The organism is Pseudomonas sp. Z18(2022) (assembly GCF_036346535.1).
GTDB lineage: Bacteria > Pseudomonadota > Gammaproteobacteria > Pseudomonadales > Pseudomonadaceae > Aquipseudomonas > Aquipseudomonas yamanorum_A.
Genome location: NZ_JAOTOA010000002.1, coordinates 408,340 through 432,615 on the forward strand (window position 1 = coordinate 408,340; position 24,276 = coordinate 432,615).

18 protein-coding genes and 1 riboswitch are annotated in these 24,276 nt (G+C 61.5%); of the genes, 11 read left to right on the top strand and 7 right to left on the bottom strand.

What is annotated here, in order from left to right; genetic code table 11:
- Positions 1-7 precede the first annotated feature (7 nt).
- The gene (locus V3W39_RS07145) at positions 8-2,098 is read right to left on the bottom strand and encodes a TonB-dependent receptor family protein (protein ID WP_330212428.1); all 2,091 of its coding nucleotides are present in this window, start codon (positions 2,096-2,098) and stop codon (positions 8-10) included.
- Positions 2,099-2,247: 149 nt separating this feature from the next.
- On the opposite strand from V3W39_RS07145, the gene V3W39_RS07150 reads away from it, so the two are divergent.
- The 6 genes from V3W39_RS07150 to V3W39_RS07175 all read left to right on the top strand — a co-directional run bounded on the left by V3W39_RS07150 (position 2,248) and on the right by V3W39_RS07175 (position 8,917).
- The gene (locus tag V3W39_RS07150) at positions 2,248-2,589 is read left to right on the top strand and encodes a YceK/YidQ family lipoprotein (RefSeq protein WP_294735561.1); all 342 of its coding nucleotides are present in this window, start codon (positions 2,248-2,250) and stop codon (positions 2,587-2,589) included.
- Positions 2,590-2,743: 154 nt separating this feature from the next.
- Entirely contained in the window at positions 2,744-4,501 is a 1,758-nt protein-coding gene (locus tag V3W39_RS07155) for a carbamoyltransferase family protein (RefSeq protein WP_259195275.1), read from the top strand.
- Positions 4,502-5,398, top strand: coding sequence for a GNAT family N-acetyltransferase (locus tag V3W39_RS07160; protein ID WP_330212429.1), 897 nt, complete (start codon positions 4,502-4,504; stop codon positions 5,396-5,398). It begins immediately after the preceding gene.
- Complete coding sequence (locus tag V3W39_RS07165) at positions 5,395-6,801, top strand: PIG-L deacetylase family protein (protein ID WP_259195276.1); 1,407 nt, start codon at positions 5,395-5,397, stop codon at positions 6,799-6,801. Before V3W39_RS07160 ends, V3W39_RS07165 begins: the two co-directional genes overlap by 4 nt.
- Positions 6,802-6,887: 86 nt before the next feature.
- Positions 6,888-8,036 carry a glycosyltransferase family 4 protein gene (locus V3W39_RS07170; protein ID WP_177076115.1) on the top strand — a complete coding sequence of 383 codons (1,149 nt, stop codon included), beginning with the start codon at positions 6,888-6,890 and terminating at the stop codon, positions 8,034-8,036.
- The gene (locus V3W39_RS07175) at positions 8,033-8,917 is read left to right on the top strand and encodes a glycosyltransferase (protein WP_177076117.1); all 885 of its coding nucleotides are present in this window, start codon (positions 8,033-8,035) and stop codon (positions 8,915-8,917) included. The genes V3W39_RS07170 and V3W39_RS07175 overlap by 4 nt, the downstream gene beginning before the upstream one ends.
- A gap of 51 nt (positions 8,918-8,968) precedes the next feature.
- On the opposite strand, the gene V3W39_RS07180 is transcribed toward V3W39_RS07175, so the two are convergent.
- Positions 8,969-10,846 (bottom strand): bifunctional O-antigen ligase/aminoglycoside phosphotransferase family protein, encoded by a 1,878-nt coding sequence (locus V3W39_RS07180; protein ID WP_259195277.1) that lies wholly within the window; start codon positions 10,844-10,846, stop codon positions 8,969-8,971.
- Positions 10,847-11,005: 159 nt separating this feature from the next.
- On the opposite strand from V3W39_RS07180, the gene msbA reads away from it, so the two are divergent.
- Positions 11,006-12,811 carry a lipid A export permease/ATP-binding protein MsbA gene (msbA, locus tag V3W39_RS07185; protein ID WP_177041225.1) on the top strand — a complete coding sequence of 602 codons (1,806 nt, stop codon included), beginning with the start codon at positions 11,006-11,008 and terminating at the stop codon, positions 12,809-12,811.
- Positions 12,812-12,967: 156 nt separating this feature from the next.
- The gene (gene hldE, locus V3W39_RS07190) at positions 12,968-14,389 is read left to right on the top strand and encodes a bifunctional D-glycero-beta-D-manno-heptose-7-phosphate kinase/D-glycero-beta-D-manno-heptose 1-phosphate adenylyltransferase HldE (protein WP_177041227.1); all 1,422 of its coding nucleotides are present in this window, start codon (positions 12,968-12,970) and stop codon (positions 14,387-14,389) included.
- Positions 14,390-14,515: 126 nt separating this feature from the next.
- On the opposite strand, the gene V3W39_RS07195 is transcribed toward hldE, so the two are convergent.
- The 4 genes from V3W39_RS07195 to V3W39_RS07210 all read right to left on the bottom strand — a co-directional run bounded on the left by V3W39_RS07195 (position 14,516) and on the right by V3W39_RS07210 (position 17,968).
- Positions 14,516-15,484 carry a metal ABC transporter ATPase gene (locus V3W39_RS07195; RefSeq protein WP_259195279.1) on the bottom strand — a complete coding sequence of 323 codons (969 nt, stop codon included), beginning with the start codon at positions 15,482-15,484 and terminating at the stop codon, positions 14,516-14,518.
- 41 nt (positions 15,485-15,525) lie between these two features.
- Positions 15,526-16,338, bottom strand: coding sequence for an aldo/keto reductase (locus tag V3W39_RS07200; protein WP_177076123.1), 813 nt, complete (start codon positions 16,336-16,338; stop codon positions 15,526-15,528).
- Positions 16,335-17,510 (bottom strand): NAD(P)/FAD-dependent oxidoreductase, encoded by a 1,176-nt coding sequence (locus V3W39_RS07205; protein ID WP_330212430.1) that lies wholly within the window; start codon positions 17,508-17,510, stop codon positions 16,335-16,337. Before V3W39_RS07205 ends, V3W39_RS07200 begins: the two co-directional genes overlap by 4 nt.
- Before the next feature lie 122 nt (positions 17,511-17,632).
- Positions 17,633-17,968: a DMT family transporter gene (locus V3W39_RS07210; protein ID WP_177114223.1), complete on the bottom strand. Its 336-nt coding sequence runs from the start codon at positions 17,966-17,968 to the stop codon at positions 17,633-17,635.
- Between the two features lie 200 nt (positions 17,969-18,168).
- Between V3W39_RS07210 and V3W39_RS07215 the strand changes: the two genes are divergently transcribed.
- A complete protein-coding gene (locus tag V3W39_RS07215; protein ID WP_010169325.1) occupies positions 18,169-19,059 on the top strand; it encodes a LysR family transcriptional regulator in 891 nt (296 codons plus the stop codon).
- A 23-nt stretch (positions 19,060-19,082) separates the two neighbouring features.
- Positions 19,083-20,360, top strand: coding sequence for a lipid IV(A) 3-deoxy-D-manno-octulosonic acid transferase (waaA, locus tag V3W39_RS07220; RefSeq protein ID WP_177041240.1), 1,278 nt, complete (start codon positions 19,083-19,085; stop codon positions 20,358-20,360).
- A gap of 118 nt (positions 20,361-20,478) precedes the next feature.
- Here the strand turns inward: waaA and V3W39_RS07225 are convergent, their stop codons facing one another.
- Positions 20,479-21,918: a TolC family outer membrane protein gene (locus V3W39_RS07225; RefSeq protein ID WP_177041242.1), complete on the bottom strand. Its 1,440-nt coding sequence runs from the start codon at positions 21,916-21,918 to the stop codon at positions 20,479-20,481.
- 196 nt (positions 21,919-22,114) lie between these two features.
- Positions 22,115-22,220, top strand: a riboswitch (TPP riboswitch).
- 148 nt (positions 22,221-22,368) lie between these two features.
- Here V3W39_RS07225 and thiC point away from each other — a divergent pair.
- Positions 22,369-24,258 (top strand): phosphomethylpyrimidine synthase ThiC, encoded by a 1,890-nt coding sequence (gene thiC, locus V3W39_RS07230; protein ID WP_177041244.1) that lies wholly within the window; start codon positions 22,369-22,371, stop codon positions 24,256-24,258.
- Positions 24,259-24,276 lie beyond the last annotated feature (18 nt).

The following is a 24,276-nucleotide window of genomic DNA, read 5'->3' on the forward strand; positions in this document are numbered from 1 at the left end:
TCGGTTGCTAAAAGGTGTACTCGGCGCCTGCGCCTGCGTACCACGAGCGTCCTGGCGCCGCTTCGTAATAGCGGCCGTTGCCGTCCCCAACAATCACCGACCCTACGTACTGGCGATCCAGCAGGTTGTCCAGGCGCAGGGTTTGGTGGAACGTCCAGTGCTCCACCTTCTGTTCAAACCGTGCGCGCCAGTTGAAGACGCTGTAGCCCGGCGCCGCGTGTTGCTGGTTGGTGTCTTCGACGTAGACCTTGCTGCGATACATGCCTTCCACGGCGGTGCTGACCCAGTCCCGGGGTTTCCAGTTGAGTTCGGCAAACAGCGTGGTTTGCGGGACGCCGGGGAGGTAGTTGCCTTTGTCCACGGGTTTGCCGCCGCCAATAAAGTCGCTGTCGTAGGTGGCTTGCAGGCGGGTGTAGGCGATGTTGGTGCTCCACTGTTCGCTGAGCTGGCTTTCGATGCCCAACTCGAAGCCACGGCGCAGGGTGCGGCCGGCGTTCTGGTAGCTGGTGCGGCCGCCAATGGATTGGTCTACCACCAACTCATCCTCGGTGGTGATCTGGAAGACGGCGGCGTTGACCCGTGTGTCATTCAACTGCGCCTTCAGTCCCACCTCATATTGGGTACTTTCGGAGGGCTTCAGGCCGAAGTTGAACCCTTCGATATTGCCCGGCGCATACGCCAGTTCCGCCTGGGTCGGTGTTTCGAAACCCTTGCCGGCGCTGACGTAACCGTGCAACTCGGGGGTGAAGGCGTACATCACGCTGACTGACGGGGTGTTTTTCTGGTAAGTCTTGTTGCCGCTGGAGTCGCCGTTGCTCAGGAACTGGTCGTCGACGTCCAGTTCCATGGTGCTGTGGCGCACCCCGGCTTGCAGGGTCCAGCGGTCGATGGCCCAGTTGGCCTGGATGTACGGATCGAGGCTGCGGGCTGTATCGATTTCATCCCGGCGTAGCTGGCCTTTTACGCCCAGGGTGTTGCCACTGTAGTTCTGATAGCCGTGGCGGCTGTCTTCGCTCTGGTCGAAATCCACGCCGGAGATGATCATCAGTTCGCCCGGCACGCTGTCAATCGGTTGCATCCAGCGCACGGAGCCGCCGTAGAACTTGCGGTCGAACTGCACCACGCCGCCGCCGCGTTCGTTGGCGGGTGTGCCTTTGGGAATCGACAGATACTGAATCACACTCCGCCGCCCGGTATAGGCATTCACCTGCAGCGTCGCATCACCAAAATACCGCTCGTAGTTCATCCCCAGTTGCTGGTGGTCGATGCTTTTGCGGGTGTTGTACAGCTCGGCGGCGCTGCTGACCGAGCGCGGATCCGCCTTGTATGCATCCCACGCCTGCCCGAGCGGATCCTGCGTGCCGTTCTGCTCCAGGCTGCTGTAGATCAGCGCGAGCTTGCTGTCGTCATCCGGCTCGAAATTCAGCTTGGCGAAGGTCTGGTCGCGGCGCGCACTGCTATGGTCGCGATAGCCGTCGGTGTCCATGCGCGAGGCGTCGAGCACGAAGCCTGCGCCGTTTGCCGCACCTTCGGCGGTCAGGTGGTTTTTGCTCAGGCCGTCACTGCCCACCAGCGTCTCGGCACCGATGCGCGGCGGGCCTTCGCCGTTGCGGGAAAACATCTGGATCACGCCGCCCGCATTGCTGCCATACAGCGTGGCGGCCGGGCCGCGCAGGACTTCGATGCGCTCGGCGGTGTCGAGGTTGAACGTGGCGGCCTGGCCCTGGCCGTCCGGGGTGCTGGCGGGGATGCCGTCGGCGATCAGCTTGATGCCGCGTACCCCAAACGCCGAGCGGGCGCCGAAGCCGCGGGATGAAATCTGCAAGTCCTGGGCGTAGTTCTGGCGATTTTGCACCACCAGGCCAGGAACGCGAGACAGGGCTTCCGAGGCGTTGATGCCCAGCTGGCCGTCGCTGATCTGCTCACGGCTGATGTTGTCCACCGAGTAAGGCAGGTCAAACGACGGGCTGGCGCTGCGCGAGCCGGTGACCACGCTCGGGTCGAGGACCAGCGGTGCTTCGTCGGCCTGGGCGCTGTGACACAGCCCCAAAAGACCGGGAAGCAGCAGCGCGAAACGAGTAGGAGCAACAGCTTTCATGAGTAAACCAACATCCATATAGCACGCAAAAGCGCGCGAGTTTAACGATTCAGCCGCTCTTTGCCGAATACTCTTCCTGCCGTCTGCCGCTGCCACGTCATACGCAACCCTGGGTTAAGCTGTCTGGCTGCTGCCAAAAGGAATTGCTCATGAATCCTACAAAGAATCTTCTGCTCGCCGCTATGGTCCTTTCGATCACCGCGTGCGGCACCATCAACACGGTGTTTCGCCCGGACGCTGTCGCCAGCCAGAACCTCAAGGAATCGCGCAGTTACTGTGAAAATGTGCCGCGTATCTACAGCGGGGTGATCTACGGTTTTTGCACATTGAACGGCGCCCCCGACACCACCAAAGAGCACACGCGCGATGCGTCCGGCTCCTTGCCGATCTTCGCCGCCGAGCTCGTGGCCTCCGGCTTGCTGGACACCCTCGTGCTGCCCTACACCGTCTACCGCCAGAACAAGGACGGCAGCATCGAGATTTTCCGCTAGGCCTGCAGTGACAACCGGTCGCCACAATCCCTAGATCATCCCGCGCCGTGTTTACGCTATAATCCCGCCCTTTAGCTGTTTCTCGCCCAGGCGGGGAGCACACTTTTTTCAGGCGTGACGCGCCTGCATGCAGACTAAAAGAGGCTAGACCCCTGTGGCATTGACGATTCTTGGCCTGTCCGGCGCCCTTAGCCATGATCCTTCCGCAGCCTTGTATATCGACGGCAAGCTGATTGCGGCCGCCGAAGAAGAGCGCTTCGTACGCGACAAACATGCAAAGAACCGCATGCCCTACGAATCGGCGAAGTTCTGCCTGGAGCAAGCCGGTATCAAGCCTTCCGACGTTGATGTGGTGGCGATCCCGTTCGCCCCTATCAGCCTGTTCGGCGAAGCCCGCTGGCACTATGCCAAGCGTTACTGGTACGCCCCGGACCGCGCCCTCGACGCGATCCTGATGGGCAACCGTCGCTACAAGCGCTATCGCAACAAGATCGTCTGGTGCCTGGAGCAACTGGGCTTCGATCCGAAGAAAATCAAGATCGAACCGGTTGAACACCACTTGGCCCACGCCTCCAGTGCCTATCACTGCTCGGGCTTCCAGGAGAAGACCGCGATCCTCGGGATCGACGGCAAGGGCGAGTACGCCACCACCTTCTTCGGCTACGGCGAAAACGGCAAGATCCACAAGATCAAGGAATTCTACGATCCGGACTCCCTGGGCGGCCTGTATGGCGCGATCACCGAGTTCCTCGGTTTCGAGATGCTCGACGGTGAGTTCAAGGTCATGGGCATGGCGCCGTATGGCGATGCCAGCAAGTACGATTTCTCGCGCCTGGCCTCCTTTGAGAACGGCGAGCTGGTGATCAACACCGACTACGCCAACGTCATCGGCCTGCGCCGCTACAAAGAGAAGGGCAAGGGCTTCTACTTCTCGCCGAAACTGATCGAGTGGCTGGGGCCCAAGCGCGAAGGCGACATCGCCGACGAGCCGTACATCCACTACGCGGCCAGCATGCAGGCGCTGTTCGAGAAGCTGGCGTTGCAGATGATCGACCACTACCTGGGCGACATCCTCAAAGACACCGGCAAGCTGGCCTTCGCCGGCGGCTGTGCGCTGAACGTCAAGCTGAACCAGAAGATCATTGCCCGTGACGACGTCAAGGAGCTGTTCGTGCAGCCGGCGTCCGGCGATGCTGGCACCGCGGTCGGTGCGGCAGCCTACGTGTCCCACGCCCGTGGTGTACCGGTAGAGAAGATGGAACACGTCTATCTCGGCCCGTCCTACAGCAACGAAGACGTGATTGCCGCGTGCGCCAAGCACCCGAGCAAGCCGGTGTGGCGCCAGATCGAAAACACCCCGAAGCGCATCGCCAAGATCATGGTCGACGGCAACCCGGTGGCCTGGTTCCAGGGCCGCATGGAGTTTGGCCCACGTGCCTTGGGCGGTCGTTCGATCATCGGTTGCCCGAGCGCCACCGGCGTGGCTGACCGGATCAACCACCAGATCAAGTTCCGCGAGCGCTGGAGGCCTTTCTGCCCGTCGATGCTCGACACCGTTGCGCCACAGATGATCAAGGTCGACCACCCGGCGCCGTTCATGACCTTCACCTTTGAAGTGTCGGAAGAGTGGAAAACCCGCGTGCCGGAAGTGGTGCATGAAGACGGCACCTCACGTGCCCAGGTGCTCAAGCGCGAGTACAACCCGCGCTACTACGACATGATGAAAGAGCTGGAAGTGCTGACCGGCAACGGCGTGTCGCTGAACACCTCGCTCAACCGCCGTGGCGAAGCGATGATCTGCTCGCCGAAAGACGCGCTGGACATGTTCTTCGGTTCCGACCTGCAGTACCTGATCATGGAAGACATCCTCGTGGTCAAGGACGGCGTGGACCCTTATGACGCTGTGGTTTAAATGCTGAACCGCTTCCAGGGCTGGCGTGAACGTGGCTGGACGCCTGTCGAGGCCGAGGTTTACGCCCAGGCCTGGCAGCGTTTTGGCGGCAGCGTGGCGACTCATCCGCAGATCGTCGAGCGGCTGGCGCACCTGGCGCAGATTCCCGTGCGTTACCTGGGCTGGGAGCAGGATGGCGAGCTCAAAGGCGCGATTGCCACCTGGGGGCGCGACCTGGCCCTGTCCAAGGACGTGCTCAAGCGCAAAGGCAAAAAAGGCCTGTTCGATTTGGGTAACGCCGAAATCATCCTGCCGATTGCCGCCGATGCACAGTTGCCGTTGCGCCACCGCGCGCGGTACCTGTCGGCGTTGAATGAGGGGCGCGTAAGCACCCTCAAGCCCCAGGCCGAGCAGTTGGCCATGGCGCGCACTCCGGAAGAACTGTCGAAGAAGTTTCGCTACAACCAGCGTCGTGAATTGCGCTTGCTGGAAGAGGCGGGCGGCGTGGTGCGGGCGGTCAGCGAGTTTTCCAGCCATGAACTGGCGGCGATTTACTGCGACCTGTTCCTGCGGCGCTGGGGTTTTCCGGCGGCGGGCGCCGAGCGTCTGGCCGAAGTGTTGGAGCTGCTCAAGGAGTTCCTGTTCGGCTCGGTGCTTTTTCTCAATGACGCCGCGATTGCCGTGCAACTGGTGTATCAGGTGCAGGCGCCGGAGTGGGTCAGTGCCGAGTACGTCAACGGTGGTGTCGACCCTGAAACCAAGGCATTCAGCCCCGGTAGCGTGCTGAGTTTCCTGAATACCCAAAGTGCCTGGGAGCAAGCGCGGGCCAGCGACAAGCCCCTGCGTTTCTCTTTCGGGCGTTCCGACCGTGAATACAAAGAGCGCTGGTGCAACCCGGTGCCGGTGTTCAGCGTATGAGCCGCAAGCAGCAATTGCTCAAGCAGCATCGACGCAACAAGCGTATCGCGCTGTTGGTTGGCCTGTTGCTGCTGGTGGCTGTCGGTGTGCTGGTGGCCTGGTGGTTGCCGCTGCTGCTGGCGGTGGTGATGTGGGCCGCCCATGAAGCCTGGTTTGCCGACCATTTGTTCTACTCGCCCAAAGACGACTATCAATACGCGTTTCCCGAGGGGAGCTCGTGCGCGGGCCTGCGTCTCGAATCGGGGCGGCTGGTGATGGATACGCCCTTGGCTGACGATGAAACCCTGATCGTCGGGGTTGAACTGAAAAGCACCTGGTTCGGACGTTTTCTCGATCCGGCGGTGGACGTGTTGGGTCTGGATGCGCCGGACCGGCAAGTCTTCGAGCGTGGCGTCGCAGGTCGGCGTTACCTCAACCTGACCGGTGCGGGCGAAGCACTGGCCGGCGGCAAGCTGCGTTTGCGCGGGCGTTTCTGCCGGATCAAGGGGCAGCCGACACTGTGGCGGTTCCGCCAGCCGGATTACCGTCGCCAGCGGGTGATGGTGATCGCCCCCCATGCCGACGATGCCGAACTGGCCGCCTTCAGCCTTTACAGCCAGGCCGATGAGAGCTGGATCGTCACCCTCACGGCGGGCGAAATCGAAGCCGATCACTATCAACAGATGGGCCTGCCCAAGGCCGATGCCGCACGGCTAAAAGGCCGCTTGCGTGCCTGGGACAGCGTTACCGTGCCTCGTTGGGCGGGCGTTCCCGAGGCGCAGTGCGTGCAGTTGGGTTACTTCTGCATGCAGCTGCCGGCCATGCAGGCCGCGCCGGACCAGCCCCAGGCGTCCCGGGAAGCACAACTGGACGATACGCGGCTGTTTCGCCAGTTCAACGCCCTGGCCTTACCCGGGGATGTAGACGGCGCCCCGACCTGGAGCAACCTGATTGCAGACCTGCGGGCGTTGCTGCTCAAGGCGCGCCCGCAGGTGATCGTGTTGCCGACGCCGCTGCTGGACCCGCACCCGGATCACATCTGCGCGCACGCTGCGATCATCGAAGCCCTGCAAGGCCTGGAATGGCAGCCGGGCACATTGCTCGGCTATGCCAACCACCTGCATGATAATGATCGTTGGCCCATGGGCGATTCGGGCGCGGGCGTGGCCTTGCCGCCGCGTTTTGATGCCACGCCGCAGCTTGTGCCTTGCAGCCTGCGGTTGACGCTGGGCCAGCAGCAGGACAAGGCCATGGCCCTGGGCATGATGCACGACTTGCAGCCGAGGGCGCCGTTCAAGCGCCGCGTGCGCAGGTGGTTGCAGCAATTACTGGCGGGCCGCAGTCCATCGCCTTACGGAGAGAATGAATTCTTCCGCAAGGCGGTACGCCGTCATGAGTTGCTCTGGGTGTTGAAGCAGGATTGAGACCTTATTGAAGGCAGGTGTGCAGCGCCTGCCGCCCCTTTTTCGCCGGGCTGCGTGCCCGCAGCCAGATTGCAGCATGGAGAGTTATGAAGCCTCGTTTCAAGGTTTTACAGTTACAGCCGGACTACAACGTCAAGACCCACGACTTCGCCGACCTCGGCGAGCAGATCGTCAAGGCCTTGCCGGCTGAACGTTTCGAGGTCACATCCGGGTTTCTCAGCGGCCGTCCGCTGCCCGGCCAGCCCCTGAGCGTGGCTGAACACTCCCATTACTTCGAGTTGCCGGAAAAATCCCTCAAGGGCATTCGTTTCGGCGCCATGTGGCAGATCTACAAGTTTTGCCGCGAGCAGAAATTCGACGTGGTCATCTGTAACCGCTTCAAGTCGGTGAACATGATGCTGTCCCTCAACCGTTGGCTGAAGATCCCCCTGTGCATCGGCATTTCCCACGGTTTTGGCGAGTACGCCCGTGGCTACCGCCGGCGCCAGACGCAGAAGTGGGTCAGCCCGGCGTGGCGGTTTGTCGGGGTCTCGGAGGCGGTCAAGGATTACCTGGTGGACCTCAACTGCGGTTTTACCCGTGAAAACACCACCTTCGTCACCAACGCCATCGACATTCCACAGGCCGAAGCCTTGCAGTTGCCTCGCGATGAAGCGCGGCAGGTGCTCGGCTTGCCGCTGGATGCACGGATGATCGGTGCCCTGGGCCGACTGGTGCCGATCAAGGGTCACACCCATTTGCTGCAGGCTTTCGCCACCCTCAAGGACAAATACCCGCAGGCCCAGGTGGGGATCATCGGTTCCGGCCGCGCCGAAGCGGACCTGCGTGCCGATATCGAGCGCCTGGGTCTGACCGGTCGCGCGCACCTGCTGGGCTTTCGTGAAGATGGCATGCAGTACGTGCGCGCTTTTGACATCTGGACCATGCCATCGCTTTTCGAAGGCCTGGGCCTGGCGCTGCTGGAAGGCATGAGCGGCCATCTGCCGGTCATTGCCTCCAATGGCCCGGCGATGTTGCCGTTGGTGCAAGGGGCGGGCGGCCTGTCCCATGACCCGGGCAATGTCGAGCAACTGGCGGCGGCGCTGGATACTTACCTGGCACTGAGCGACGAACAGTTGCGTGCCAAGGGCGAACAAGTGTTCCGCTACCTGGAAGAAAACCACACCCTGGACGAGTTCCGGCGCAAATATTTGAATCTGATCGAAACCGGTCTGCGTGAAGTAGGTAGAGCATGAGTCTGCAGCAACCCCTGGTCACTGTGATCATTGCGTCTTACAACCACGGCCCGTACATCGAGCAGAGCATCCTCAGTGTGCTCGGCCAGACCTACCCCAACATTGAGTTGCTGGTGGTGGACGACGGCTCCAAGGATGACAGTGTGGAGCGCATCCAGCGCTTGCAGGCTGAACACGGGTTTGATTTCCAGGTCCAGCAGAACCAGGGCCTGACCAATACCCTCAACGGTGCCATCGCCCGCGCCAAAGGCAGCCTGATCGCGCCATTTGGCTCCGATGACATCATGCTGCCCGAGCGTATCGCTACGCAGGTTGCCTACATGGAAGGCAAGCCGAAGGTGGGAATCTGTGCCGGCAATATCGAATTGATTGATGGTGACGGCAAACCGTATCCGGAGAAGAAACAACGCCGCGACTTGCCGTTTCGCAGCCTGGATTTCGATGATCTGTTCCTGGATCGCAAGCCCTTTCCTCCGGCGCCGACCCTTATGATCCGCCGGCAGGCGCTGGAAGAGGTCGGGGGTTTCGATCCGCTGATTCCGCTGGAAGACTTGCTCATCGAATTGAAGATCACCCACGCCGGTTACACCATCGACGTGTTGAATGTGGTGATGGCGCGCTATCGCCAACACGCGACCAACACCTACAAGAATCATCGCTACATGATCCAGAACATCCTCAAGACCTACGGGTTGTTCAGCGATCATCCTGCCTACGATCAGGTTCGCTATAACTTCCTGAACTCGATGTTCCTCAAGACCGCCGACCGTGACCGCCCGCTGGCGCGGGAGATTCTCAAGCAGATTCCCTTGAAGTTCTGGGGTCGCAAGACCTTGCGTGGGTTGGTGCGCCTGTACCTGGCGCCGCAGCGCAGTTCGTAAGGCTTCGGCCTGGCCATTGCGTAAACCGCAATGGCCAGGCGGCTCAAGCTATCACTTTGCCGGGCTTGCTACCGGCGCCGCCGGACGATTGAGCTTGAGCACCTGCTCACGGATCTTCGCCGTGGCGCTTGGCGAGGCCACCGAGGCATAGCCCTTGGCCAATTGCTCGAAATGGGTTTCGAACAGCCAATTACGGTCTTGTGGATAACGTTGCATGTGCCGCAGGTTGCGCTGGCGCAGGGCGTTGCGCAGGGGCGATGGGTAGATGCGCATGTCTGCCACGTCAATCAAGCCGAACTCGCCATCATCCATTAACAGTACGTTGCCCAGGTGCAGTGAGCGAAAGTACACGCCGCGATCATGGAGTTGGGCCATGAACCCGCCGAACCGCTCAATCAGCGATTCCCGCAGGCTACTGTCCAGGCTTTGCAGGGCTTGGCGCAGGGTCAGGCCGGGCAGTGGCTGATAACGTACGGCGCTGCTCGCATCCTGTAACTGGTAGAGATTGAGGATGATTGGCGATGGAACGCCCAAGGCTCGCAGTTGCTCGCTGTTGCTGGCGAAACGCTCCGAATAGGGGTTGAAGCTGCCTGAGGTATACCAGCGACGTGGGCGGAACAGCTTGAGGAAGCTCCCGTCTTCCAGGCGCAGGACCTTTGGGCCCAGGCCATCGGCTTCAATCACGTAAGCATTGGTGCACAACTGCTCGAAATCTTGACGCTTCAGGCTTTGAACGGGCATGCGCAGCAGGCTGCGGCGACGCTGGGCGATGCTCAGTCCGGCGATCAGTGCCAGCGGGATCCATAGCAGAAACCAGTGCTCTTTTGGCCGCGAGAGAATTCCACCGCCTTCGGTCAGGCCGGCACCGATGCCATAGGCCAGCAGGGAAGAGGCCAGGATAAACAACGGCTGTGCCCGTTCCTTGAGGCTTTTGTACAGGCCCCAGCCGAGCATGAAGATCCACGGGATGAAGCCGATGATGCCAACGTAATAGATCACACCCAAGGCAAAACTGTGGGGTTCGCGAAGTTGATTGCCGTCGGCAAGCGTCAGGTACAACTCTGAGTCGTAGCTGTGGCCGATCCAGGGGTGCTGGGCGATACGCTCAAGTGACATGCCCCAGAGTTCGAAACGGAAGGAGCTGCCACGATTGGTGATCAGTTCGGGATAGAACAGCAACAGTGCCGCAGCTCCCAGCACCATACAGCCGATCAGCAGGGCCGAGCGACGATTGCGGCTGGTGAAACTCATCCAGAGCACGGCGAGGACCAGTGCAACCATTGGTGTTCTCGAACCGGTGGCCAGCACCGCGGCGGCCATGATTGCCAGCGCTGGAACGCTGAACCAGAGCACGTGGGGACGCTTGGTGGTCATGCATACGTACAGCCAGTAAACGCAGAAGAATCCGAATACGTGAGAACTGAGTAGCGGGTTATCGAGGGCTCCGCGCCCGCCGATCATTCGCGCTCCCTGCGAGAAGAAGGGAGCAAAAGCCACCAGGCTGCAGGCACTGGAAACCAGCGCAATCAGTGCGGCGCAGAAGAAGATCGGTTTGAACAGCTCATTGCGGTAATGCAGCAGCAGCCCGCAGCCTGCAAACAACATGAAGGTATGCAGTGGTCGTCGATACAAGTCGGCGTCGATGCTGTGTTCCGGGCTCCACAGCATGCTGGTCAGTGCCCAGCCTGAAAATACCAGGAATGCGATCGCCAGGGGCTCGCGCAGCACCTGCTTGAATTCCGCCGGGCGCAGGCACAGCAACAACAGGGTCGGCGCGCTGAACAGCACGTAGTAGAACTTGTGCAGGACATTTCGATTGGTGACAAAAAACAGCGAACTCAGGAGCAACAGCAAGCCTATGGGCAGAATCCACAAACAGAGGAAGTCGAAAACGCGATTTGAGCCATATGTAAGGCGCTTGGAGTGCATACAGAAAAGCCGTTCCAGAATAAAGAAAGCCGAGCATACTAAAGTAGTGGCTATATAATGTCGCCCGTTGGATCCAACGGCCGCGCGGTTGTGCCGCGTGCAAGTACAACAGAGAAGCTGTGCTAAAGTCAGCCTCCTTTTTCAAAACCGCCGCGTGATATGACCGACTCCAGTCCGAGCGCAAGCCCTTCGAGCTTGAAAATATACTTCCGCCTGCTCAGCTACGTTAAGCCCTATGCCGGCTTGTTCGCGCTGAGTATCGTCGGCTTTCTGATTTTCGCCTCGACCCAGCCGATGCTGGGGTACATCCTCAAGTACTTTGTCGACGGCCTGTCCAACCCTGAAGCGGTGCTGTTCCCTACGGTACCTTTCCTGCGTGACCTGCAACTGCTGCAGGCCGTGCCGCTGCTGATCATCCTGATCGCCGCCTGGCAGGGCCTGGGCTCGTTCCTGGGCAACTACTTGCTGGCCAAGGTTTCCCTGGGCCTGGTCCACGACCTGCGGGTGCAGTTGTTCAACAACCTGCTGACCCTGCCGAACCGCTACTTCGACAATCACAACTCCGGGCACCTGATTTCCCGTATCACCTTCAACGTGACCATGGTCACCGGTGCGGCGACCGATGCCATCAAGGTAGTGATTCGCGAAGGCATGACGGTGATCTTCCTGTTCGCCTCGCTGCTGTTCATGAACTGGCGGCTGACCCTGGTGATGATCGCCATCCTGCCGTTGATTGCCGTGATGGTCCGCACCGCGAGCAAGAAATTCCGCAAGCAGAGCAAGAAGATCCAGGTCGCCATGGGTGATGTCACCCACGTTGCCTCGGAAACCATCCAGGGCTACCGCGTGGTGCGCAGCTTCGGCGGCGAGGTGTATGAGCAGAAGCGCTTCCTCAAGGCCAGCCTGAGCAACACCAACAAGCAACTGCGCATGACCCGCACCGGCGCGATCTACACGCCGGCGCTGCAACTGGTGATCTACAGCGCCATGGCGGTGCTGATGTTCCTGGTGCTGTACCTGCGTGGTGATGCCTCGGCGGGTGACATGGTGGCCTACATCACCCTGGCCGGCCTGCTGCCCAAGCCGATTCGCCAGCTCTCTGAAGTCAGCTCGACCATCCAGAAAGGCGTGGCCGGTGCCGAAAGCATTTTCGAGCAACTGGACGAAGACGTTGAAATCGATCGCGGCACCATCGAGCGCGACAAGGTCAGTGGCCGCCTGGAAGTGCGCAATCTGAACTTCACCTACCCGGGTACCGAGCGCCACGTGCTCAAGGACATTACCTTTACCGCAGAGCCTGGGCAGATGGTTGCCCTGGTGGGGCGTTCGGGCAGCGGCAAGTCCACCCTGGCCAGCCTGATCCCGCGTTTCTACCACCACGAGAGCGGCGAGATTCTGCTCGATGGCGTAGAGATCGAAGACTATCGCCTGCTCAACCTGCGCCGACATATCGCCCAGGTGACCCAGCACGTGACCCTGTTCAGCGACACCGTGACCAACAACATCGCCTACGGTGACCTGGCCGGCGCACCGCGGGCCGATGTCGAGGCGGCGGCGGCCGATGCCTATGCCAAGGACTTCATCGACCAACTGCCCAAAGGCTTCGATACCCAGGTCGGCGAAAACGGTGTGCTGCTTTCCGGCGGCCAACGCCAGCGCCTGGCAATTGCCCGTGCCTTGCTCAAGAACGCGCCTTTGCTGATCCTCGACGAGGCCACCTCGGCGCTGGACACCGAGTCGGAGCGCCATATCCAGGCGGCCCTCGACAAAGTCATGCAAGGCCGTACGACCCTGGTGATTGCCCACCGCCTGTCGACCATCGAGAAAGCCGACCTGATCCTGGTGATGGACGATGGCCGGATTGTCGAGCGCGGTACCCACGGCGAACTGCTGGCGCAAAACGGTTATTACGCCCGCCTGCATGCCATGGGCCTGGACGAGCCGGTCCCGGCCGACATCACCTGATCTGTAGGAGCCGGCTTGCCGGCGATGGCCGCACCGCGGTTGCACTGAAAAACCGCAGTGACCGCATCGCCGGCAAGCCGGCTCCTACATTGCACAAGCCTTTGACAACCCTGTGGTAATATCGCGCCCCTGTTCATTTTGTATGTGGGTTGCTCCATGAAGTTGTCCATGCCGCGATTCGATCAAGCCCCTGTCTTGGTGGTCGGCGATGTCATGCTCGACCGTTACTGGCATGGCGGTACCTCACGGATTTCCCCTGAGGCACCGGTACCGGTAGTCAAGGTCGAGCAAATCGAAGACCGTCCAGGTGGCGCTGCCAACGTTGCCCTCAATATTGCCGCCCTCGGCGCCCCGGCCTCCCTGGTGGGTGTGACCGGCGACGACGAAGCCGCCGACAGCCTGGCCAACAGCCTGCGCGGTGCGGGTGTGCGTGCGCTGTTTCAGCGCATCCCGCATCAGCCGACCATCGTCAAGCTGCGGGTGATGAGTCGTCACCAGCAACTGCTGCGTATCGATTTTGAAGAACCCTTCGCCACCGATGCCCTGGCCCTCAGTGCCCAGGTCGATGAGTTGCTCGAAGGCATCAAGGTGCTGGTACTGTCCGACTACGGCAAAGGCGCCTTGAGAAATCACCAGATGCTGATCCAGGCCGCCAAGGCCCGTGGCATTCCGGTGCTGGCGGATCCCAAGGGCAAGGACTTCTCGATTTATCGGGGCGCCAGCCTGATCACGCCGAACCTCAGCGAATTTGAAGCCATCGTCGGCGGCTGTGTCGATGAGCACGAACTGGTGACCAAGGGCGCCAAGCTCATGGCTGACCTCGACCTCGGCGCCTTGCTGGTGACCCGTGGTGAACACGGCATGACCTTGTTGCGTCCCGATCAGCCGGCCATGCACCTGCCCGCGCGTGCCCGTGAAGTGTTTGACGTGACCGGTGCCGGCGACACGGTGATTTCCACCCTGGCGGCCTCCATTGCCGCCGGTGAAGAGCTGCCCCACGCGGTGGCCCTGGCCAATCTTGCGGCAGGCATTGTGGTCGGCAAGTTGGGTACGGCCGCCATCAGCGCACCTGAGCTGCGCCGCGCGATCCAGCGGTCCGAAGGTTCGGAGCGCGGCGTGCTGAGTCTCGAACAATTGCTGCTGGCGATTGACGATGCCCGCGCCCATAACGAGAGCATTGTCTTCACCAATGGCTGCTTCGATATTCTCCACGCCGGCCACGTGACCTACCTGGAACAGGCGCGGGCCCAGGGCGATCGTTTGATCGTGGCGGTCAACGATGATGCGTCGGTCAGTCGCTTGAAAGGGCCGGGCCGTCCGATCAACAGTGTCGACCGTCGCATGGCGGTGCTGGCGGGGCTGGGCGCGGTGGACTGGGTGATCAGCTTTGCCGAGGCGACCCCGGAAAACCTGCTGGCCCAGGTCAAGCCGGACGTGTTGGTCAAGGGTGGGGATTATTCGGTCGACCAGGTGGTGGGTGCCGATATCGTCAGTGCCTATGGCGGCAAGGTCAAAGTGTTGGGGTTGGTGGAAAACAGCTCGACCACGGCGATTGTGGAAAAGATCCGCAGCAACTGAGGCAAAAACCAACTGTGGGAGCTGGCTTGCCTGCGATAGCCTCAACTCGGTATCACTGATACACCGAGGCGGCTGCATCGCAGGCAAGCCAGCTCCCACATTGTTGGGTGGTGCTTGTGGCTCCGGTTACTGGCTTTGCTTCTTCTTCGGCACGATCCTGCGCAAGATCTGCCGCGCCTTACCCGTCAACCGCTTCAGTTTCGACTCTTTCTCGGGCGCACTCAGCCCCTGTTGCCGCAGCCAATCCTTCCAACGGATCCGCTCGTCGCGCACGATCCAGCCTTCCTGCTGGGCAAAGCTCTCTGCCAGGTACAACCCTCGCGTACTCGCCGGATACAGCTGATCCTTTTTCAAGGTGTACAGCTCCGCACACGGCTGCCCGTCTTTCAGCGGCATCAGGTACAGGTCCGGACGCTGACGGTCCAGGCGCGCCACCAGTTGGTCACCCTCGAGGCGCTCATCCACATGAAACAGGCTCAGGGACTTGGCCTCCTTGGGGACTTCCAGGCGCAAGTCATAAATCAGTTGCAGCGAAGCCGTTGGCAGATGCACGTAGGCCCGGGGTCGCTCAATCAATTGCATGGTGGCGCAGCGTACCGGGCGGGCCGCTCCAGACAACGGCGAAAGACGGAACGGCAATGCTTCGCGGTAGTGCAGGGCGGATGAGTAGGGGGCCGGTAGCCAGGTGTCGTTGAAGCGCCCGCCCAGCCAGCCTTCCGGGGTTTCCAGCAGGCATTCCTCGGCGATTTCCTGGATGGCGGTGTGCAGTGGCAGGTTCAGTTCGTGGGCCGGCACATACCCGGAGATCAGCTTGAGCACCACATCGCCGCGGTCTTGCCGGCGCTGGCGCACCAGCACCCAGTAATCGCGATTTTGCCAGTGCAGGGTCAGGCGCACCGAGACGCCCAGGTTGGCCAACTCCAGCACAAAACGCTCAGTGTCTTTCACTTCCACCGGCTTGCGCCGCTGCAGGGTCTGGGCGAAGTTGAGCGGCATGCCGACGCTCTGGTAACTCAAGCCTTCGGGGGTGGCTTCGACATGCAGCGGCAGTGTTTTAAAGTTACTCGGGTTTTTTCTAATGAGCGTTCGCGCCATGTCGGCTCCTTCTTGCGTCGGGGTCGGCCGCGTCGGCGGCATCAGAGTTGGCGAATGACCTTGGCAGCGGTCGCTACGTTGTGAGCGAGGTGCAGCGGATTAATGGTCCCGACAATAGCACTGGCGACGCCAGTTTGCGCAAACAACAACGTGAAACTCGCGTGAATTGGATCCACTCCTGATTCCAGGCAGACATGGCCACTGGCTAGCGCCTTTTTCACCAGGATGCCTTTGCCGTGGGCGGCCGCATAATCAATGACGGCTTTTTCGGCCTGTTCGTTCAGATTGTAGGTGACCATGGCGCAATCGCCCTGTTCCAGAGCCTTTACGCCGCCCTCGACGGTTTTTCCGGAGAAACCGAAACCGCGAATCTTGCCCTCGCGCTTGAGGTCCGCCAGGGTCTGGTAAACCTCGCAATCATTGAGGATATGCAGGTCGTTGCCGTCAGAGTGCACCAGCACCAGGTCGATAAAATCCGTTTCCAGTCGTTTCAGGCTGCGTTCGACGGACAGCCGGGTATGGGCCGCGCTGAAATCATGATGGGACACGCCTTCGGCAAATTCTTCGCCCACCTTGCTGACAATCACCCAGTCCTGGCGCTGGCCGCGCAACAGTGGGCCGAGGCGTTCTTCGCTGCGGCCGTAGGCGGGCGCGGTATCGATCAGGTTGATGCCCAACTGGCGGGCCTGGCGCAGCAGCATCCGCGCCGCATCGTCATCAGGAATCTGGAAGCCACTGGGGTATTTCACCCCTTGGTCGCGGCCCAGCTTGACGGTGCCCAGGCCCAGCGGCGAGACCAGCAGGCCGGTGCTGCCCAGCGGGCGGTGGAGGTCGTGCAGGGTCGGCAGGCTCATGGCAGCAGTTGCTCCCAGGCGGGTTGGGCGATAGCGGGTTTCGGCAGTTCGGGCAGTTTTTCGTGGGGGCCTGGCTTGATGCCGTCACGTTCCAGCGCGTGGATCACCCGGTCGGCGAAGTCCGGCGCCAGTGCCAACTTGGTCGGCCAGCCCACCAGCAGGCGGTCCTGTTCGGCAAGGAAGGCGTTGTCCGGGCGTGTCAGCCCCGACTGCAGCGGCTCGGCGCGGTCGACGCGCAGGGTGGCCCACTGGGTCTGGCTCATGTCGATCCAGGGCAGCAGCTGTGCCAGTTCTTTTTGGGCGGTGGCGATCTGTTGCTCCGGAGTACGGGCTACCCCTTCGGCCTCGGCGATATCGCCGCCCAGGTACCACACCCAATTGCCATCGGCCGCCGGGTGCGTGGTCACAGTGATGCGCGGCTTGGTGCCGCCACCCAGGCAATGAGCGTACAGCGGCTTCAGGCCGGGGCCCTTGGCAATGATCATGTGCAGCGGCCGGCGTTGCATGGCGGGCTGGGTCTGGCCCAGGGCGCTGAGCAAGTCGGCAGTACCGCCACCGGCGCTGAGGACGATGCGTTGGGCGCGGATCTCGCGGCCATCGACCTTCAGGCCGATCAGTGTGCCGTCTTCCAGCAACGGTTCGATATGCTCACCGGCCAGCAGGCCGTCGCCAGCGAGTTGCGCCAGGCGTTCGATCAGGCTCGGGACGTCGATCACCAACTCGGCCAGGCGATAGACCTTGCCCTTGAAGCGGCGGTCTTGCAGGGCCGGCGGCAGGTCGTCGCCCTTTACCTGGTCGACGCGGCCACGCACGGCCTTGCTGGCGAAGAAACTGGTGAGGTTGCCGGCGAGGGTTCCCGGCGACCACAAGTAGTGGGCTTCGGACAGCAGGCGCACGCCGGAGAGATCCAGCTCACCGTTGCCCGCCAGGGCTTCGCGCCAGCGACGGGGCATGTCGGCGATGGCTTCCGAGGCGCCGGTGAGGGCGCCGTGCAGCGCGTATTTCGCACCGCCATGGATGATCCCCTGGGACTTCACGCTTTGCCCGCCACCGAGGGTGGCGCTTTCCACCAGCACCGTGGAAAAACCCTGGCGACGCAGGCGCGCATTGAGCCAGAGGCCGGCAACCCCGGCGCCGACAATCAGAACGTCGGTGGAAATAACGGATGGCATGCAGCGACCTCAGTGTTCAAGACAGGCTGCGGAGTATACAGGCTCATGTCATGCACACTGTAGGCGCTGTCGAGTGAAACGAGGCTGCGAATCTCAGCTTCACTTGAGTCTGGCGTGAACGATCAGTGCCCGGCGGTTTTCGAGAACAACTGAATTACCACCACCCCCAGCACAATCAGGGCCATCCCCAGCATCGCCGGGACATCCAGTTTCTGCCCGTAGATAAACAGCGCGGCGATGCTGACCATCACGATGCCCATCCCGGCCCACACCGCATACGCGACGCCCACCGGCACGGTGCGCACCACCAGTGTGAGCATCCAGAAGGCCACGCCATAGCCGACGATCACCAGCAACAGCGGGATCGGCGTGCTGAAACCCTTGATCGCTTTCATGGAAACGGTGGCGATCACTTCCGAGCAAATGGCAATGGCCAGGTAATAGTAGGCGGCGTTCATGGGGTATTCCTCGGAGTTGGGGTTCAACTGTAGGAGCGAGCTTGCTCGCGAAAATCGTCAACGATAACGCAGCGCATCTGGTTTAACGCGGCGCTCTCTGGTTTTTCGCGAGCAAGCTCGCTCCTACAAAGGTTGGCATTTTAGAGACTTACCAGATGCGGTAAAGTCATTACCTATCCGAATTTAAGATGGGTTGAACCATGAGCGTGCAATGGAGCCTTGAGCAGATGCGTCTGTTTGTCAGCGTCGCCGAGCAGCGTTCGTTTTCGGCGGTGGCGCGGGACCAGCGCCGGGCGCAGTCGGCAGTCAGCAATGGGATTGCCCTGTTGGAGGCGGACCTGGGTGTGTGCCTGTTTGATCGCAGCAGCGGCCGCCAGCCCCGCTTGACCGAGGCCGGCACCGCGTTGCTTGAAGAGGCGCGGGAAGTCTTGCGTCAGTGCGAGCGCCTGAATGGCCGTGCCTTGTCGTTGATGCGGGGGGAAGAAGCCCGCCTGCGCCTGGCCCAGGATGAGGCCATGCTCTATCAGCCGGTGCTCGATAGCCTCGAATCGCTGGCGGGAAAATTTCCCAGCCTGGAGGTGCAGTTGTCCAGCGCCGCCCAAGGCGATGTCGCGCGCAAACTAGTGGAGCGCAAGGCCGATCTAGGCCTGCTGTTCTACCACGATCAAATCCCCGAAGCCTTGGAGCGCCGGGTGCTGGGCAGTGTGGAGATGGTGACCGTGTGCGGCATCAGTCATCCCATGGCCAGGGAAAAGTTCGTGGATTGCCAGCGCCTGGCACAGTTTCGCCAGTTGCTGATGGCGACCCAGACCAGCGTGTATCCCGGGAGTGAGGCCGCCAGCCCGCAAGTGTGGCGTGCTGATAGCTTCTACGTGCTGGCCGAATGGCTGGCACGTGGACTGGGTTGGGCCTGGTTGCCACGGCATGTGGTGCAGTACCCGGCCTATCAGAACCAGATGGTCGAACTGAACAGCGAATGGACCCCGCCGGCTCTGGTGGTGGAACTGGTGTGGCGTCGCGATGAGCCCCTCGGCCCGGCCGCGCGTTTCCTCGCCGAACGTTTTGCCGAGTGCTTGCAGGCGATCGACTGAAAAAGCCGATAAACTCCGCCGCCATGAATAGAACTCTCTACAGCTGTCTGTTTTACCTGGCGCTGCCGTTGGTGGCTTTACGTCTGTGGCTGCGGGCCCGCAAGGCGCCGGCTTACGCCAAGCGCGTGGGTGAGCGCTTTTCCTGGGGCTTGCCGGTGATGCAACCCGGCGGAATCTGGGTGCATGCGGTATCGGTGGGCGAAAGCATCGCCGCCGCGCCGATGATTCGCGGGCTGCTGGAACGTTATCCACAGCTGCCGATCACGGTCACCTGCATGACGCCCACCGGTTCCGAGCGCATCCAGGCGCTGTTCGCCAACGAGCCGCGCATCCAGCATTGCTACCTGCCGTACGATTTGCCCTGTGCAGCCAAGCGTTTTCTTGATCGTGTGCAGCCGAAACTGGCGGTGATCATGGAGACCGAGCTGTGGCCCAACCATATCCATCAGTGCGCCAAACGCGGGATTCCCGTGGCATTGGCCAACGCACGGCTGTCGGCGCGTTCGGCCAAGGGCTACGGGCGTTTCGCCAAGCTGACCGCGCCGATGCTGGCGGAAATGAGCCTGTTTGCCGTCCAGACCGAAACCGAGGCCGAGCGTTTTCGCAGCCTGGGTGCACGGCCCGAGACGGTCGAGGTCACCGGCTCGATCAAGTTCGACCTGACCATCGACCCGCAACTTTTGGAGCGCGCTGCCGCCTTGCGTGAGCAATGGCACGCCAGCGAACGCCCGGTGTGGATCGCCGCCAGTACCCACGAAGGCGAAGATGAAGTGGTACTCGCCGCCCATCGCCAATTGCTCGCCAGCTACCCCAATGCCTTGCTGATCCTGGTGCCGCGGCATCAGGAGCGCTTCAACCCGATGTTCGAGTTGTGCCAGCAACAGGGTTTCGCTACGGTGCGCCGCTCCAACGGCGAGGCAGTGACCGCGCAAACCTCGGTGTTGCTGGGGGACACCATGGGCGAGTTACTGTTTTTGTATGCGTTGGCCGATAGCGCGTTTGTCGGCGGAAGCCTGGTGGCCACGGGCGGGCATAACCCGCTGGAGCCGGCGGCCTTGGCCAAGCCGGTTATCTGTGGGCCCCACGTGTTCAACTTCCTTGAAATCAGCGCGATGATGCGCGACGCCGGCGCGTTGCAGGAAGTGGACGATGCCGAAGGTTTGGCGGTGGCGGTGCAGCGCTTGTTCGAGCTGCCGCAGGACGCGCAGAAGATGGGGCAGGCGGGGCTGGCGGTGATGCGCGCCAATCAGGGCGCGTTGAAGCGTTTGCTGGATGGGTTGGGCAGACTGCTCAACCACTGACAACACACATCAAATGTGGGAGCTGGCTTGCCTGCGATACAGACGCCTCGGTACATCAGTCAAACCGAGGTGATGCAATCGCAGGCAAGCCAGCTCCCACATGGTTTATGTGTTGTCTTCAGTAACCCGGGTTAGCCTTCAACTGCGCCGCGGCCGCCTTGGCCAGGTCAGGTGGCAGGAAGTCCTTGTCCGGGTTGTAGTCGGCCTTCAGGTACCGCGCCAGATCCTGCAGATCCCCCGGGTTCAACGTCCCGGCGGCCTGCTTCAAACGCAGGTTGTCGAGGATGTAGTCGTAGCGGCTGTTGTTGTAGTTACGCACCGAGGTGTACAGCTGGCGCTGGGCGTCCAGCACATCGACGATATTGCGCGTACCCACCTGGTAACCGATTTCCGTGGCTTCCACTGCGCTCTGGTTGGAGATGATCGACTGGCGGCGCGCCTGTACCTGCTCCACGTCGGTGTTGACCGCGCGGTGCAGGTTGCGGGTGTTTTCCACTACCTGGCGACGCAGGCCTTCGCGTTGCTGCTCGGTCTGGCCCAGGCGGGAATAGGATTCGCGCACTTGCGAGCTGGTGAGGCCGCCGCTGTACAGCGGGATCCTCAACTGCAAGCCTATGGTGCGTTGTGACACATCACCGTGATACGGCTGGCCAAAGGCACTCGGGTTGCTGAAACCCAGGGCGTCGTTGTCACCTTTTTCGTACTGTGCCACCGCATCCAGGGTCGGCGCGTGGCCGGCCTTGCGTTGCTTGAGGGTTTCTTCGGCGGCGGTGACGGCGTAGTTGCTGGCCAGCAGGTTGAGGTTCTGGCGGCCGGCGGTTTCGACCCAGGCCTTGGCGTCGTTCGGCGTCGGTGGCAGCACCGGCAACGTGTGGACGATGCCCTGGATCGAGTTGTACTGGCGGTTCGTCAGGGTGATCAGCGCTTCGAAGGCGTCGTCCACCTGGCGCTGGGCCAGGATCCGGTTGGCCCGTGCGGTGTCGTAGCTGGCCTGGGATTGCAGCACGTCGGTCTTGTCCGACAGGCCGACGTCAAAGCGTTCGTTGGACTGGTCCAGTTGACGTTTGAACGCGGCTTCTTCGGCCTTGGTGGACGCCAGGTTGTCCTGGGCCCGCAGCACGGCGAAGTAGTTTTCGGCGCTTTGCAGGATCAGGTTCTGTTCGGTGGCCGAGAGTTGCAGCGCAGCTTGTTCGTTGACCGCTTCGGCGGCTTGCAACTGGAACCAGCGATCGGCACGGAACAGCGGCTGGCTCAGGGTCGCGCGCCAGGAATGGGCGTCGCGGTCGACCGTGGCGGCGGGCTGGTCCAGCTGGGTGCGCACGTTGTTGATGTCGGCACCGGCCGACAGGTTCGGCAGCAAACCGGCGCGGGCCTGGGGCACCACTTCTTTCTGCGCACCGTATTGGGCGCGGGCGGCAGCCAGGTCGGCGTTGTTGTCCACCGCTTCCTGGTAGACGCTGACCAGGTCGGTTTTGGTCGTCAGGGGCGCTTCAGCTGCCCAGACCAGTCCGTTGGTCGCACAAGACACGGCAAGAGCCAGTGAAAGTTTGCGCAGCATGAGGCGATCCCTAGATTAAATATTACGGCGATAATTTGGAGCCCAAGGCTAAGGCGGCCCATTCCTGGCGTCAAGACCTTGAGCAGTCATCGAGTGTAGTGGCGCTATCACGGCACAACAATCCTGTAATTACGCCATTCATCACGATGAATGCACCGCCATTGGCAATTTGCCTGCTCCATGGTCTAGACTGGCCGCGTTCTTGTCGGGGTGCCTTGTTGGAAGGCTGAGATCGGTAAATACCGGATCCCGTTGAACCTGATCAGGTTAACGCCTGCGTAGGGAACAAGATTTCTCGTCCCCCGGCGAGTCCTCTTGTGCTTCGTCCGGGATGTTGTTCGACAATCGAACAGCTCTTGTGCGCCAAGCACAGCACTGGTTTCAGTGCGTCCATCCGTCACAGGTTCGCTCCGACAAAAATCCACCGCCTGGATAGTTGGAGAGCCCGTGATGACTACAAAACTAAAAAACACCGTGCATTTAAGTGAATCGGCCAAGGTCGACTCCGGTTCTGTGCAGCCGTTTACCCGCTCGCAGAAAATCTATGTGCAAGGCACCCGCCCGGACATTCGTGTGCCGATGCGTGAAGTCAGCCTCGACGTGACCCCCACCGACTTCGGCGGCGAAATCAACGCGCCCGTGGTGGTCTACGACACCTCCGGCCCGTACACCGACCCGAATGTGATCATCGACGTGCGCAAAGGCCTGGGCGATGTGCGCTCGCCATGGATCGAATCCCGTGGCGACACCGAGCGCCTGTCGGGCTTGAGCTCGCACTTCGGCCAACAACGCCTGAGCGATGCCGAGCTGACCGCGCTGCGTTTCGCCCACGTGAAAAACCCGCGCCGTGCGAAGGCCGGGGCCAACGTCACCCAAATGCACTACGCCCGTAAAGGCATCATCACCGCCGAGATGGAATACGTCGCCATCCGCGAAAACATGAAGCTGGAAGAGGCCCGTGCCGCCGGCCTGCTGGACCAGCAGCATGCCGGCCACAGCTTCGGCGCCAGCGTGCCGAAAATCATCACTCCGGAATTCGTGCGCGAAGAAATCGCCCGCGGCCGCGCGATCATCCCGGCCAACATCAACCACACTGAACTGGAACCGATGATCATCGGCCGTAACTTCCTGGTGAAGATCAACGGCAACATCGGCAACAGCGCCCTGGGTTCGTCCATCGAAGAAGAAGTGGCGAAACTCACGTGGGGCATTCGCTGGGGTTCGGACACGGTGATGGACCTGTCCACCGGCAAGCACATCCACGAAACCCGCGAGTGGATCATCCGCAACTCGCCGGTGCCGATCGGTACCGTGCCGATCTACCAGGCCCTGGAAAAAGTCGGCGGCGCCGCTGAAGACCTGACTTGGGAGCTGTTCCGCGACACCCTGATCGAACAGGCCGAGCAGGGCGTCGACTACTTCACCATCCACGCCGGCGTGCTGCTGCGCTATGTGCCGCTGACCGCCAAGCGTGTCACCGGCATCGTGTCCCGTGGCGGTTCGATCATGGCCAAGTGGTGCCTGGCGCACCACAAAGAGAACTTCACCTACACCCATTTCGACGAAATCTGCGAGATCATGAAGGCCTACGACGTCAGCTTCTCCCTGGGAGATGGCCTGCGCCCGGGTTCGATTGCCGACGCCAACGATGCTGCGCAATTCGGTGAGCTGGAAACCCTCGGCGAACTGACCAAAATCGCCTGGAAGCACGACGTGCAGACCATGATCGAAGGCCCGGGCCACGTGCCGATGCAGTTGATCAAGGAGAACATGGACAAGCAGCTGGAGTGCTGTGACGAGGCGCCGTTCTATACCCTCGGCCCGCTGACCACTGACATTGCGCCGGGCTACGACCACATTACTTCCGGTATTGGCGCGGCAATGATCGGCTGGTTCGGTTGCGCGATGCTCTGCTACGTCACGCCGAAGGAGCACTTGGGCCTGCCGAACAAGGATGACGTGAAGACCGGGATCATCACCTACAAGATCGCGGCGCATGCGGCGGACTTGGCCAAGGGGCATCCGGGAGCACAGATTCGCGACAACGCGTTGAGCAAGGCGCGCTTCGAATTCCGCTGGGAAGACCAGTTCAACCTGGGCCTGGACCCGGACACGGCGCGTTCGTACCACGATGAAACCCTGCCGAAGGATTCGGCCAAGGTCGCGCATTTCTGTTCGATGTGCGGGCCCAAATTCTGCTCGATGAAAATCACCCAGGAGGTACGTGAGTACGCGGCCAACCAGCGCATTGAAGCGGTGGATGTGGACGTGGCCAAGGGACTGGCGGAGCAGGCGGAGCGGTTCAAGCAGGAAGGCAGCCAGCTGTACAAAAAGGTCTGAATCAGAACCTGTGGCGAG